Source organism: Dactylosporangium sp. CA-139114, assembly GCF_050955725.1.
Lineage (GTDB): Bacteria > Actinomycetota > Actinomycetes > Mycobacteriales > Micromonosporaceae > Dactylosporangium.
In genome coordinates this window covers 4,342,307-4,355,065 of the sequence record NZ_CP192080.1, presented here as the reverse complement: position 1 = coordinate 4,355,065, position 12,759 = coordinate 4,342,307, and the positions used below count along the sequence as shown (strand labels likewise).

11 protein-coding genes are annotated in these 12,759 nt (G+C 72.9%); 3 read left to right on the top strand and 8 right to left on the bottom strand.

Translation table 11 applies throughout. The features are described 5' to 3' along the window. Window positions 1–80: 80 nt before the first annotated feature. From ACQP2P_RS19800 to ACQP2P_RS19785, 4 genes are all read right to left on the bottom strand, one after another. Window positions 81–266 carry a hypothetical protein gene (locus tag ACQP2P_RS19800; RefSeq protein WP_433618020.1) on the bottom strand — a complete coding sequence of 62 codons (186 nt, stop codon included), beginning with the start codon at window positions 264–266 and terminating at the stop codon, window positions 81–83. Between the two features lie 19 nt (window positions 267–285). Continuing rightward, window positions 286–789 (bottom strand): dihydrofolate reductase family protein, encoded by a 504-nt coding sequence (locus ACQP2P_RS19795; RefSeq protein WP_433618018.1) that lies wholly within the window; start codon window positions 787–789, stop codon window positions 286–288. A gap of 38 nt (window positions 790–827) precedes the next feature. After that, on the bottom strand, window positions 828–2,180 hold the full coding sequence (locus ACQP2P_RS19790; protein WP_433618017.1) for an alpha,alpha-trehalose-phosphate synthase (UDP-forming): 1,353 nt from the start codon (window positions 2,178–2,180) through the stop codon (window positions 828–830). Between the two features lie 125 nt (window positions 2,181–2,305). Continuing rightward, complete coding sequence (locus ACQP2P_RS19785) at window positions 2,306–4,333, bottom strand: glycoside hydrolase family 6 protein (RefSeq protein WP_433618015.1); 2,028 nt, start codon at window positions 4,331–4,333, stop codon at window positions 2,306–2,308. Between the two features lie 611 nt (window positions 4,334–4,944). Here ACQP2P_RS19785 and ACQP2P_RS19780 point away from each other — a divergent pair. Further along, window positions 4,945–7,377, top strand: a complete 2,433-nt coding sequence (locus ACQP2P_RS19780; RefSeq protein ID WP_433618013.1) for a GH32 C-terminal domain-containing protein — start codon at window positions 4,945–4,947, stop codon at window positions 7,375–7,377. A gap of 80 nt (window positions 7,378–7,457) precedes the next feature. Here ACQP2P_RS19780 and ACQP2P_RS19775 read toward each other — a convergent pair whose 3' ends face one another. The 3 genes from ACQP2P_RS19775 to ACQP2P_RS19765 all read right to left on the bottom strand — a co-directional run bounded on the left by ACQP2P_RS19775 (window position 7,458) and on the right by ACQP2P_RS19765 (window position 9,169). Then, window positions 7,458–7,694 carry a hypothetical protein gene (locus ACQP2P_RS19775; protein ID WP_433618011.1) on the bottom strand — a complete coding sequence of 79 codons (237 nt, stop codon included), beginning with the start codon at window positions 7,692–7,694 and terminating at the stop codon, window positions 7,458–7,460. A 65-nt stretch (window positions 7,695–7,759) separates the two neighbouring features. Beyond that, entirely contained in the window at window positions 7,760–8,644 is an 885-nt protein-coding gene (locus tag ACQP2P_RS19770) for a hypothetical protein (RefSeq protein WP_433618010.1), read from the bottom strand. A 30-nt stretch (window positions 8,645–8,674) separates the two neighbouring features. Then, a complete protein-coding gene (locus tag ACQP2P_RS19765) occupies window positions 8,675–9,169 on the bottom strand; it encodes a SigE family RNA polymerase sigma factor (protein WP_433618008.1) in 495 nt (164 codons plus the stop codon). Between the two features lie 91 nt (window positions 9,170–9,260). On the opposite strand from ACQP2P_RS19765, the gene ACQP2P_RS19760 reads away from it, so the two are divergent. After that, entirely contained in the window at window positions 9,261–10,085 is an 825-nt protein-coding gene (locus tag ACQP2P_RS19760; protein WP_433618006.1) for a hypothetical protein, read from the top strand. Here ACQP2P_RS19760 and helR read toward each other — a convergent pair. Next, window positions 10,069–12,189 carry an RNA polymerase recycling motor ATPase HelR gene (helR, locus tag ACQP2P_RS19755; protein ID WP_433618004.1) on the bottom strand — a complete coding sequence of 707 codons (2,121 nt, stop codon included), beginning with the start codon at window positions 12,187–12,189 and terminating at the stop codon, window positions 10,069–10,071. The two genes, ACQP2P_RS19760 and helR, sit on opposite strands and share 17 nt — an antisense overlap. A 178-nt stretch (window positions 12,190–12,367) precedes the next feature. On the opposite strand from helR, the gene ACQP2P_RS19750 reads away from it, so the two are divergent. Next, window positions 12,368–12,694: a hypothetical protein gene (locus ACQP2P_RS19750; protein WP_433618003.1), complete on the top strand. Its 327-nt coding sequence runs from the start codon at window positions 12,368–12,370 to the stop codon at window positions 12,692–12,694. Window positions 12,695–12,759 lie beyond the last annotated feature (65 nt).

Here is a 12,759-nt window from a genome sequence, read left to right as displayed (position 1 = left end):
GGTCGATCTCCGCGGCTCACACGCGCTCCTGGCCGCGGCCGAGGGCTTCGTCTCGCCCAGCACCGTCGTGCGGACCGTCGTCAGGGTGAGGCGGTCCAGCGCGTCGCGCACCTCGCTGCGGCGGGGAGCCGGGGCAGGCCGAGCGGGGCCGTGGGGTCGTCGCCGCCGGGCGGGCAGGCCACCCGGGCCGGGTGCATCTCGGGCGGCGCCGGCGACAGTGCCGGGGCGGCGCAGGCGGCGAGCACGATCAGGGCGACGGCGAGCACCGCGACGCCTCGCGTGGCCCTACGACGCGGCGGCCGGCCCCACGGTTCCCGGGCGGTAGTCGAGCAGGACCAGGCGGCCGTCGAGGACCCGGGACTCGGCGAGCTCGTAGCCCACGCGGGGCAGCTCGATGTGCTCGCGGCCGTCGGCGCCCATGGTCACCGGGAACACCATCAGCCGCAGGTGGTCCACCAGGCCCGCCGCCAGGAGCCCGGCGACCAGCCGCAGGCTGCCGATGGTCCGGATCGGGCCGTCCGACCCGGCCTTGAACTCGGTGACCGCCCGGGTCAGGTCGCCGCTGAGCAGCCGCGCGGAGCCGGCGGAGGTGAGCGTGTTGGAGTAGACCGCGGCGGCCAGGTCCGGGAAGGTCTCGTAGGTGTTGCGGCCCACGAGGATCCGGTAGTGGCTCGCCGAGGCGATCCAGGCCTGCAGGTCCGGGCCGTCGTAGCCGAAGAAGGCCTCGGTGTTGTCGCCGGCCGCGTAGCCGTCGGCGCTCACGAACAGGTCGCAGGTCAGCTCGGCCACGCCCGCAGCCTAGCCGCCCCGCCCCGGCGCCGCCCGTCTCACCCGAGCGTGTCGAGAAACGCGCGGGCCCACCGGTCGACGTCGTGCGCCCGCACCTGCTCGCGCATCCGGCGCATCCGCCCGGCCAGGTCCTCGGGGCCGGCCGCGATCGCCGAGGCGATGCCGCGCTTGAGATCGTCGACGTCGTACGGGTTCACCGAGAACGCGCCGCCGCACAGCTCGCTCAGCTCCGAGTGGGCGCCGGTGAACTCGCTGAGCACCAGCGCGCCGCCCTCGTCCCGGCGGGCCGCCACGTACTCCTTGGCCACCAGGTTCATCCCGTCGCGCAGCGGGGTGACGAGCATGATGTCGGCGGCGAGGTAGAGGGCGACGAGCTCGGCCCGGGTCCGCGACTGGAACAGGTAGTGCAGCGGCACCCGGCCGACGTCGCCGAACTCCCCGTTGATCCGGCCCACCTCGCGCTCGACCCGCTCGCGCAGCTGCCGGTAGTGGTCGACCCGCATCCGGCTCGGGGTGGCGACCTGCACCAGGACGGCCTCGTCGTTGGTGATGATGCCGTCGGCGAGCAGCTCGCCGTAGGCCTCGATGCGCTGGTCGATGCCTTTGGTGTAGTCGAGCCGGTCGACGCCGAGCAGCAGCAGCCGGCGGTCGCCGCCCAGGTCCTTGCGCAGCCGCCGGGCACTGTCCTGCACGGCCGGGTCGGCCGCCAGCGCCTCGATCTCGGCCACGTCGATCGAGATCGGGAACGCCCGGGCCGTGACCGTGCGGCCCTCGTACTCCACCCGCTCACCGTCGGGCCGCAGCCCGAGCACCTGCGCGGTGAGGCGCAGGAAGTTCTGCGCGGCGAGCGGCTGCTGGAAGCCCACCAGGTCCGCCCCGAGCATCCCGCGCAGGAAGTCGGCCCGCCGCGGCAGCTGCATGAACAGCTCGACCGGCGGGAAGGGGATGTGCAGGAAGAACCCGATGCGCAGGTCGGGCCGCAGCTCGCGCAGCATCCCGGGCACGAGCAGCAGCTGGTAGTCGTGCACCCAGACCGTCGCCCCCGGCGCCGAGGCGGCCGCGGCGGCCTCGGCGAAGCGCCGGTTGACCTGCTCGTACGCCACCCGCCAGGCCCGCCGGTGCACCGGCGGCTCGACGCTGTCGTGAAACAGCGGCCAGATCGTCGAGTTGGACTGCCCCTCGTAGTACCGGTCCACGTCGTCGCCGCTGAGCTCGACGGGGTGAATGCGCACGCCCTCGTGCTCGAACGGCTCGGGCCGCTCGTCGGGCTCACCGGTCCAGCCCACCCACGCCCCGCCGGAGCTGCGGGCGATCGGGTGCAGGGCGCTGACCAGGCCACCGGGGCTCGCATCCACCGGCAGCCGGTTGGCCACCACCACGAAAGGCTTCACGACTGCCCCTGTACCGCACGATCGCCCGCTGAAACGTCCGCGGCAAGGGCGGAGGGCCCCCGGGTGACCGGGAGCCCTCCTGACGTGCGGTGGAGCCGTGTGGCGTTGCGTGACGCCGCGGCCGGCTAGAGCGCCGGGTACGCGTTCTGCATCAGCTGCTGGAACTGCGCGGAGAACCACGCACCGGAGACCGGGGCGTTGGGCAGCGCGCCGCTCAGGCTGTTGCCGTTGCGGCCGTTGCCCGTGTAGGTCGGGTCGCACATGCGGTCGAAGCCCTTGCCACCCGGGTTGTTCGGGCCGGTCGGGACCAGCGAGCTGGAGCCGTCGGACTCGCCCGGGGGCTTGATCCACACGTAGGCGTCGATGCCGGCGGCCGGGGTCGCCCGCGGACGCTCGCCGAGACCCGCACCGCTCTGGTTGCACCAGTTACCGGCGTGGATGCGCCGGTCGATGCGCGACTGGTCGACGTAGGTGTTGACGTCGGTCGAGGTGCTCGCCGCGGTCGGCCGGGCCGAGCCGCCCCAGCCGTTGCGGGAGGTGTCGATCAGCATGCCGATGTTCGAGTTGAAGCCCTGCGAGACCAGCTGGTTGCGGAAGGCCTGCGCGAAGGTCAGCTCGTCGGTGTACTGGTTCCAGTCCACCCACTTCGACTGGCGGATGTTCTGGCCGCCGACCGTGGTCGTCGGCTGCACCCACGGCTCGGACAGGGCCGAGTAGTTCGCCGTGTTGGTGATGAAGCCGTCGACCGTGTTGACGCCACCGACGGCACCCTTCGCGGTGCTCGCGAAGAGCTGGGCGGAGGGGGTGAAGTTGCTGTCCCAGCCGATCCAGCCGTGGTGCGCGGCGTCGATGTAGTTGTAGGTGTTCGTGCCCGCGGCGTGCAGCTTGCTCAGGGCGTACTGGATGCCCGTCACGTAGTTGCCGTTGGCCTTCATCGTCGCGCAGGCCGCCGTGGCGCCGGCCTGGCCGTCCGCGTTGGTCACGAGGTTCGGCAGCGAGTCGATCTCGATGATGTTGATGATGCGGATGCCCGCGTACTTCGGGTTCGCCTCGATCGCGGCGATCGGGTCGATGTACTCGGTCTTGTAGCGGTCGATCTCGGTCGGGCCGAGCTCACCGTTGGAGGCCAGCGCCGCGCAGTCACGGCCGGGCAGGTCGTAGATCACGAACTGCGCCGCCGTCGCGCCCTGGGCGATCGCGTTGTCCAGGTGCTTGGCCATGCTGGTGGTGTAGCCCGAGCCCGCCGGCGCCGTGATGGCGGCGATCGAGTCCAGCCAGACACCGGTGGGCTGGTTGGAGATCCGGCTGCCGCCGGTCTCCGCGGCGGCCTTGGCCGACCAGTCCGGGTTCACGTAGACCTTGGCGCCCACGTAGGGGTTGTCCACGTGGGTGCCGTTGTTCCCGCCGCCGGTCGTCACGCTGATCGCCGCCGAGGAGCTGGTGGCGGTCTGGTTGGCCGCGGTGTACGCCTTCGCGCTCACCGAGTAGTTGCCGGCCGCGACGTTGGCCCAGCTGTAGGTGTACGGCGCGGTGGTGTCGGTGCCCAGCAGCGTCGTGCCGTTGTAGAACTCGACCTTGCTGATGGTGCTGCCGGTGACGCTCGCGTTGGCGGCCAGGCTGATCGTGGCCGGCGCGGTGAACGTCGAGCCGGTGGTCGGGCTGGTCAGCGTCACGCTCGGCGCGCCGTTGCCCGGGTTCGACGGCGAGGTCGACGGGGACGGCGACTGCGAGGACGGGCCGCCGGTGGTGCCGCCCGTGCAGGCGGTGCCGTTGACCGTGAAGTTGGTCCCGGCCGGGTTGCTGCCGCTCCACGCACCCGTGAACCCGAACGAGATCAAGCCGTTGGTGGCGACGTTGCCGTTGTAGCTCAGGCTGGTGGCGTTGACGTGCACACCGGACTGGGTCTTGTTGGCGTTCCAGATCTGGGTGATCGTCTGCGAGCTGTTGCCGAAGTCCCAGCCGACGTTCCAGCTGGTGAGCGCGTCACCGAGGTTGGTGACGTCGACCTGGGCCTGGAACCCGCCCGGCCATGAGCCCACGATCGTGTACTTGGCTGAACACCCGGCGGCCGCGAACGCCTGATTGGCGACCACGACGGTACCGGCGGTCGCCACGACGGCAGCGGCCGATATGAGGGCGATCTTGCGCCTCATCGACTCTCCTAACATTGACGGGTCGGAATCGAAGTGCGATTACCGTCCGTACCGTCCCGGGACCGCGTCAAGGTGATCGTCGGCGAGGACCGCGTTCACCTCGTAAGTGCCTGGTAGCGGGCCTGAAACTTACGCCACGAAGATCCGGGTGACGCCTCGGGAGGGGTGGCGGCGTGGAGCCCCCGGAAGATCAGCTTTCGCCAGAACGCCCGTCTCCCCACGTGAGGGCTCCACGTGGCTGAGGATGCTGCCACGAATCCCCCGACCCGGAAATGTCGATCAAGCTCACCGCGGGACAGCCCCCGGGGCTTCGGAGATCCATCGATGGCTGACAACCGCGCTCCCGGTCGAAGCGCTTCCGGACCCGATGACGAGGTCCATGAAAGTTACGCAGCGCTGCCCCGGCCCCGTCCCGCGGGCCCCCGGGCGGCGACGCCGGGGCCGCGCCGGCCGATCCTCGCCCCGAACATATTGACCATCGTCACAGCAAGGCGAACACTGACAACGTTGACGTACCGGGCCGCGGCTTCTGGCCGCGGCTCCAGCGGGCCGACTTTGACAACGTTGTCAAAGGCGAGTTCGCGATTCCGGCCGCCACCGGGAGGGCCACCATGAGAAGACGCCTGCTGTCCTGCGCCGCCGGGCTGCTGCTGGCCGTGGCCGCGCTCGTCGCGCTGCCGCCCGCCGCCGCCTCCGCGGGCACCGTCGCCGACTATCCCGAGTTTCCGTATCCGGCCACCGCGTACGACGAGCCGCTGCGCGGGCAGTTCCACTTCAGCCCGCGCGCCGGCTGGATGAACGACCCGAACGGCATGGTCTACTACCGCGGCACCTACCACCTGTTCTTCCAGCACAACCCGCACGGCCTGGCCTGGGACACCATGCACTGGGGCCACGCCACGAGCCCCGACATGGTCCACTGGACCCAGCGCCCGATCGCCCTCGAGCCCGGCGTGCACCCCGGCGACCTGTGGTCGGGCAACGGTGTCGTCGACACCGCGAACGTCACCGGGCTCAAGTCCGGCGACGACGACCCGATCCTCGTGTTCGCGGGCACCAACGGCGTCACCGTGCACTACAGCACCGACGGCGCCAAGACGTTCCAGAGCTTCGACCACGGACGCAAGGTCGCCGTGCCGAGCGGGACGAGCCGCGACCCGCACGTGTTCTGGCACGCCGCCTCGAACCGGTGGGTGATGGTTGTCTGGAACGACGGCGGGGGCAGTAACGATGGCGGGGGCAATGGCGCCTCCTTCTACACCTCGGCGAACCTGCTCGACTGGACCTTCGCGAGCCGCTTCCCGGCCGGCTGGTTCTTCGAGTGCCCGGACATGTTCCCGCTGGCCGTGGACGGCAACACCGCGAACCAGAAGTGGGTGCTCACCGACGCCTCGGGCGAGTACGTCATCGGCACCTTCGACGGCACGACGTTGCGCTCCGACTGGTCGTCGCCGCAGCGGATGGACATGGGCGCGAACACCCCCGACGGCACGTTCTACGCGGGGCAGACCTTCACCGGGGTCCCCGACGGGCGGCGCATCCAGATGAGCTGGCAGCCCGGCAACCACGGCAGCACGTGGACCGGCGACCAGACCTTCCCGGCGGAGCTGGCGCTGAGGACGTTCCCCGAAGGCGTGCGCCTGACCCGCAACCCGATCGGCGAGATATCCACCCTGCGCTCGGGCGGGGTGTTCTACGCGAACCGGGCCGTCGGCGCCGGCAGCCCGCTCGCGGTCGCGACCGCCGACACCTACGAGGTGACCGCCGAGTTCGACGTCGGCGGCGCCACCGCGAGCGCGTTCGGCCTGCGGCTGCACACCCGCGCCGACGGCTCCTACGACCGGGCCGTCGGCTACGACCGGGCGGCGCAGACGCTGTACGGCCGGGCCCTCGCGCCCGTGAACGGCCGGGTGAGGATGCGCGTGCTCGTCGACCGCGGGCAGCTGGAGGTCTTCGGCAACGACGGCCGCCTCTCGGTCAGCGACAACGTCGGCTTCAACTCCGCGCCGGCGAGCCAGGGCCTCCAGGTGTACGCCGAGGGCGGCACCGTCAACCTGGTCTCCCTGCAGTTCTACCGCCTGGGCAGGGCCTGGGGCACCGCCGAGTCCACCTTGGACGGCAACCTGGCCGGCCCGTGGAGCGCGGTGGGCGGCGCGTGGAGCGACACCGCCGGCGGCAAGCAGGGCACCGCGACGGGCGACGCGTTCTACCTCAGCGGCACCACCGCCGCCGACTTCACCTACGAGGGCGACGTCAAGGTCGTCAGCGGGACCGCCGCCGCCCTGACGTTCCGCGCCAGCGCCGACGGCACCCAGCACTACACCGCGAACATCGACACCACCGGCGTGGTCAAGCTGTGGCGCCCGGGCCGGGAGATCGCCACCTACGCGACCCCGATCGCGACGGGCCGCTTCTACCACCTCAAGGTCGTGACGACGGGTCCGAGGATCCGCGTGTACCTCGACCACAGCACCGGTCCCGTGGTCGACGCCACGGACACGACGTACACCTCGGGCCGCCTGGGCCTCAACGTCTTCCACGGCACCGGGGTCCTGGCCGGCCCGACCCTGAACGGCGTCGGCCTGCGCACCAACCTGGCCGGCCCCTGGCACCCGGCCGCGGGCACCTGGACCGTGCCGGGCACGGGCCTGAAGGGCAACGCGGGCGGCGACGCCTTCTACCTCAGCGGCTCGACGGCGGCGGACCTGACCTACGAGGGCGACGTGCGGGTCGTCAACGGCGTGGCCGCGGCCCTGACCTTCCGCGCCGGCGCCGACGGCACCCAGCACTACACCGCGAACATCGACACCGGCGGCCTGGTGAAACTGTGGCGCCCCGGGCGGGACATCGCCGTCTTCGCGACCCCGATCCTGGAGGGCCGCACGTACCACCTCAAGGTCGTCGCCCGCGGCCCGAGCATCGCCGTGTACCTCAACGGCACCAAGGTGATCGACGCCTCCGACGGGACCTACGGCTCCGGCGCCGTGGGCGTCAACACCTTCAACGGCACCGCCACGTTCCAGAACCTCACCCTGTCCGCCTAAGGAGGTCCGTACCGACCACGGGTGGCCGCCTCCGGTGCGGCGGGGGCGGCCCTCGGCCGGGTGGTGGCGGGGTGCGCCGGCTACGGCAGCGGGTGCCCGCCGTCGCCGTCGGCCTTCGTGTCCATGACGCCGTCCTCGTCCAGGTCGGCCATGGTGACGTTCACCTGGCCGTCGCCGTCGCTGTCGAGCTGGAACAGGTCGGCCTTGCCGTTGCCGTCGGTGTCGATGGCGAGGACGTCGTTGACGCCGTCGTGGTTGGTGTCGACGGCCAGCAGCTCGGTGCGCTGCTCGCCGCGGGTCTGCACGGGTTCGGTCATGGGCGGCACGATACGGCGGCGGCACCCGGGCCGGGCGACCCGGGTGCCGCCGCCGGTGCGGGCACTCAGGCGACGATGTGGAAGGCCTGGTCGAGGGCGAGCGCGGCGAGCCGCTGGTCGTCGAAGGGCAGCTCGGTCAGCGGCGGGGCGGTGTTCTCCGGCGAGAAGTTGCCCTGCCGGGACTGCGCGACGTAGACGGTCGTGCCGTCGGGGTAGCGGTACGTCGACCATTTGTCGAGCCGGTCGTCGGTCTTGCCGCCGGTCGACAGCGCGACGGTCTGGCCGCCGGACTGCACGGTCGTGCAGGTGCCCGGCGCGGACCAGAAGATCAGGTCGCACAGGCCGGCGCCGGGGCGCAGGCCCGGCTCGTACACCTCCACGATCAGCTGCCCGGCGGTGGCACCCTTGCGGATCTCCAGGGTGACCAGGTAGCTCCAGCGGTCCTGGCCGCCGACCTTGTCCTCGAACTGGGCCTGCACGATGTTCATCGGCGCGTCGGGAACGGCGGTGTAGCCGGCCGGCACCAGCGAGATCACGTGCGCGGCGAGGGCCTTCGCGGCGTCGGCCTTGCGGCCGGCCCGGGCGGTGCGGTCGCCCTGCGGCGAGCCGTCCACGCCGGTGGGCCAGACGGGCTTGGTCTCCCCGCCGGTCCCGATCGGCACCGGGCTGGGGGTGACGCTCACGCTGGGGCCGTTGCCGCTGGCCAGCGGGGCGGGGCTCGGGGCGCCGGGGCCGGCGGCCTGCCGGGCGCCCGAGCCGGCGGTGGCCACCACCAGGCCGAGCGCGGTGACGATGGCGAGCACGCCGGCCCCGGCGGCCCCGGCGGCGAGCGTGCGGCGCCGGGCCGCGCGGCGGCCGGCCTGCAGGGCACCGCCCGGCGGCATGCTCGGCGGCGCGGTGGTGTGGTCGAGGGCATCGCGCAGCGAGGCCCGGAACTCCAGTTCGTCCATGATGTTCGCGCTCTTTCGTCGCAGCGGTGGTCAGTCGGTGGTGAACGTCGGGCTCAGCCGGGCGCGCAGGGCCTGCAGTCCCCGGGCCGCCTGGCTCTTGACCGTGCCCGCCGAGCAGCCGAGCAGCTCGGCGGTCTCCTCGACGGAGAGGTCCTCCCAGTAGCGCAGGATCAGCACGGCGCGCTGCCGGGGCGGTACCGCGCTCAGGGCGGCCAGCACCGCGACCCGCTCCTCGGGCCCGGTGTCCACGGTCGGCGGCTCCGGCGGCGTGTCGCTGGTGCGCACGCGCCGCCACCAGCCGAGCCGCCGCTCGTCGAGGTACGTGCGCACGAGCGTGCGCCGCAGGTACCCGTCGAGCACCTCGTGCCGCGAGACCCGGTTCCAGGCGAGGTACAGCTTCGTGAACGCCGTCTGGGTGAGGTCCTCGGCCCGGTGCCAGTCGCCGCACAGCAGAAACGCCGTGCCGCGCATCGCGTCCGACCGCGCGGCGAAGTACTCGGCGAATGCCGTGTCCCGATCCGTCATGCGCTACTCACGGTCGTGGCCCTCCACCGGGTTGCACGCCCGGCCGGAAATTTCTCTGGCGCCGCAACCGGGCGGGGTGATCCAATGCGCCGTGCTCGCTCGTCACTGGCGCTGGGGCGCCGCCGCCGTCTCGCTCGCCACCGCGCTGTGGACGGCCTGGTTCACCGCCGGGCCGGTCGGCGAGTGGTTCACCACCGCATTGTTCCTCGTGGCGCCGCCGATCATCGCGGCGCTGATCGCCCCGGCCTGGCGCTCGGGGGCGGCCGTGACCGGGGCGCTGCTGGCGGCGTTCTGCGGGCTCGTCCTGTTCTCCACGCAGCGTCCGGACTCCCTGCGCCCGCCGCAGACCGACTGGCTGCTGCCGTACCTCGCGCTGGCCCTCGTCGCCTGGATCGCCGCGTTCGCCGCCCGGGTGGTCGCGACCGGTCCCGAGCGGCGCAGGACGGTCCTGCTCGCGGGCGCGGGCGGCGCCCTCGTGCTGCTGTGCCTGGCCGGGATCGTCGCGGGCGGCCCCGGCGGGCAGCGCCCCGGCTCCGGCGACGTGGGCATCGATCGCAACGACCTGGTGCCGTTCCCCGCGGCCCTGCGCAACCGGCGGGTCGCCATCGACTGCACGACCGGCACCGGCGTGTGCACCGAGCTGATCGAGTTCTGGAGCGAGACCGGCCAGTCCCCGGACGCGATCGCCGCGACGGTCGCGGCGCACCTGCGCACCCGGGGCTGGCCGATGGTGGAGGACCCCCGGACCGGCCGGCTGACCGGCTGCCTGCCGATCCGCGGGGTGCTGCACTGGTCGGACCGGGCCTGCGCCGAGCTCGTCGTGTCCGCGGACCTCGACTGGCCCGGGGACGTCAAGCACCACGACGACGGCCTGGTGCTGGCGCTCGGGGCGCAGCCGCTCAGCTCGTCAGGATGACCAGGCGCTGGGTGGCGCGGGTCATCGCGACGTACCGGTCGACCGCCCCCTCGACGCCCTCGCCGAACGCCTGCGGGTCGACGAGCACGACCAGGTCGAACTCGAGCCCCTTGGACAGCTCCGGGGTGAGCGAGCGCACCCGGTCCGTGCCCGGGAACAGCGGGGCGCCGATGACGCACGCGACGCCCTCGCCCCCGGCGTGCCCGGCGAGCCATTCGTCCACGATGGACGGCAGTGCGGCCGCGGTACCGTACGTGACCGGCACCCCGCCGTGGCGGATCGACACCGGCACGTTCGCGTCGGGCAGCGCGGCCCGGATCACCGGCTCCGCCTCGGCCATGATCTCGGCCGGGGTGCGGTAGTTGACGGTCAGCGACGCGAGCTCGATCCGGTCGAACCCGGCCCGCTCCAGCCGCTGCCGCCACGACTCGGCGAACCCGTGCCGCGCCTGGGCCCGGTCCCCCACGATGGTGAAGCTGCGTGACGGGCAGCGCCGCAGCAGCATCTGCCACTCGGCGTCGGTGAGCTCCTGGGCCTCGTCGACCACGATGTGCGCGAACGGGCCGGCGAGCGAGTCCGGGTCGGCCCGCGTGAGCCCGGCCTCGTCGACGAGGGCATCGTGGAAGTCCTCGACGCGCAGCATCGAGACCAGCCCGGCACCGTACTCGTCGTCGGCGACGGCGACGATGCCGTCCACGACCTCGCGCATCCGTGCCCGCTCGACGGCCGCCTCCGCGGACTGCCGGTGCCGGCGCCGCACCGCGTCCGGGTCGCCGAGGCGCTGGCGGGCCGCGTCGAGCAGCGGCAGGTCCGAGACCGTCCACGCCGACGGTTCCGATCGCCGCAGCAGGTGTGCCTCCTCGTCGCTGAGCCACGGGGCGCACCTGCGCAGATAGGCCGGTACCGCGTAAAGATCCCCGACCAGGTCCGCCGCCTCGAGCAGGGGCCACGCGCGGCCGAACGCCGAGCCCAGGTCCCGGTTGCGGCGCAGCTCCCGCGGGTCGGCCTCCTGCCGGTCGGCCAGGATCGCGACGAGCTCGGCCCAGACCAGCTCGCGGGCCTCGTTGTGCGGGATGCCCGGCTCCGCCGCCAGGAACGCCCCGGCCCAGTCGTCGGCGGTCACGCGCAGGTCGGCGTCCTCGGTCGCCACGAGCATCGGCTTGGTGGGCGGCCGCTCGTAGAACCGCACCGCCTCCTCGATCGCGTGGACCATCCGCGCCGAGGACTTGAGCCGGGCCACCCGCGGGTCCGCCTCGGCCGCCGCCGCCTCGCCCTCGGCCACCAGGTCCCGGACCGTGCACGTGCGCACCCCCTCCTCGCCGAGGCTCGGCAGCACGTCGGAGACGTACGCGAGGTACGGCTGATGCGGGCCGACGAAGAGCACGCCGCCGCGGCGGTGCCCGAGCCGCGGGTCGGCGTAGAGCAGGTAGGCGGTGCGGTGCAGGGCGACGACGGTCTTGCCCGTGCCCGGCCCGCCGTCCACGACGAGGGCGCCGCCGGAGCCGGCCCGGATGATGGCGTCCTGGTCGGCCTGGATGGTGCCGAGCACGTCGCGCATCCGGGCCGAGCGGTCGCCGCCGAGGCTCGCGATGAACGCGGACTGGTCGTCCAGCGCCGCGTGGCCCTCCAGCCCGGCGGCGGTGAACACTTCGTCCCAGTAGTCGGTGATGCGGCCGCGGGTCCAGCGGTACCGGCGCCGGCTGGCCAGGCCCATCGGGTTGGCGTGGGTCGCGCCGAAGAACGGCTCCGCGGCCGGCGAGCGCCAGTCGAGCAGGAGCCGGCCGCCGTCGGCGCCGGTGAGCCCGAGGCGGCCGACGTAGACCGGCTCGCCGCCGTCCTCGGCGACCATCCGGCCCAGGCACAGGTCCAGGCTGTAGCGGCGCAGGGTGCGCAGGCGGGCGGTCAGGCGGTACACCTCCTGGTCCCGGTCCATCGCGGCCTGCCCGATCCCGCCGGGCGCCCGGCGCTCGGCGTCGAGCCGCGCCTGCAGCTGCGCGGTCACCTGCCCGAGCCGCGCGGCGATGGCCGCGAAGTGCTGCTCGTCGGCGGCGACGAGCGCCGGATCGTCCTTGGCCGGCTCGGACAGCGCGAACACTTCCGTCATGCGCGAATTCCCCCTTGTTGGCGCGAGACCGCCGATTCTGCGCCGCCACCGGGGCCTTGCCGCAAGCCCCCACCTGCGGTATACGTTAAGAATGGAGGAGCGACATGTGCTCCTCTTTTGCATATGGCGGCTCGGCAGCCATTGATGGGCGCCACTTGTTCTGCCGAGAATTCCCGTCATGCAGATGCGCCGTCTCCTGACCCTCGCCGCCGGCACCGTCCTCGCCGGCGCCGCCACCGTCGCCTTCGCCGCCCCCGCCCACGCCGCCACGGTCGACGTCGCCTTCGGGCCGCTGTCCATCGGCGACTACTGCCACTCGCGCTACCCCACGGCGTGGATCGGCTTCTACGAGAGCAGCGGGCTGCGCTGCTACACGGGTTCGAGCCCGCTGCAGTACGTGGGCAGCGGCGACCCGTACCTGGCGTGCAAGTACCTGACGCCGGACGTGGTGATGAGCGCGTCCCGCGGCGCGTCGGACGCGCTGGTCTGCCGCGTCATCCGCTGATCCGTCACGCGCGCCGGCCCGGCGTCCCCGCACCCGGGCCGGCCGCGGACCCTGGCCCCACGGCC

Excerpts from the sequence above, each read along its gene's own strand:
- ACQP2P_RS19785 (WP_433618015.1), bottom strand. The coding sequence starts at position 4,333 with ATGAGGCGCAAGATCGCCCTCATATCGGCCGCTGCCGTCGTGGCGACC.
- ACQP2P_RS19780 (WP_433618013.1), top strand. The coding sequence starts at position 4,945 with ATGAGAAGACGCCTGCTGTCCTGCGCCGCCGGGCTGCTGCTGGCCGTG.
- ACQP2P_RS19775 (WP_433618011.1), bottom strand. The coding sequence starts at position 7,694 with ATGACCGAACCCGTGCAGACCCGCGGCGAGCAGCGCACCGAGCTGCTG.
- ACQP2P_RS19770 (WP_433618010.1), bottom strand. The coding sequence starts at position 8,644 with ATGGACGAACTGGAGTTCCGGGCCTCGCTGCGCGATGCCCTCGACCAC.
- ACQP2P_RS19765 (WP_433618008.1), bottom strand. The coding sequence starts at position 9,169 with ATGACGGATCGGGACACGGCATTCGCCGAGTACTTCGCCGCGCGGTCG.
- helR (WP_433618004.1), bottom strand. The coding sequence starts at position 12,189 with ATGACGGAAGTGTTCGCGCTGTCCGAGCCGGCCAAGGACGATCCGGCG.
- ACQP2P_RS19750 (WP_433618003.1), top strand. The coding sequence starts at position 12,368 with ATGCAGATGCGCCGTCTCCTGACCCTCGCCGCCGGCACCGTCCTCGCC.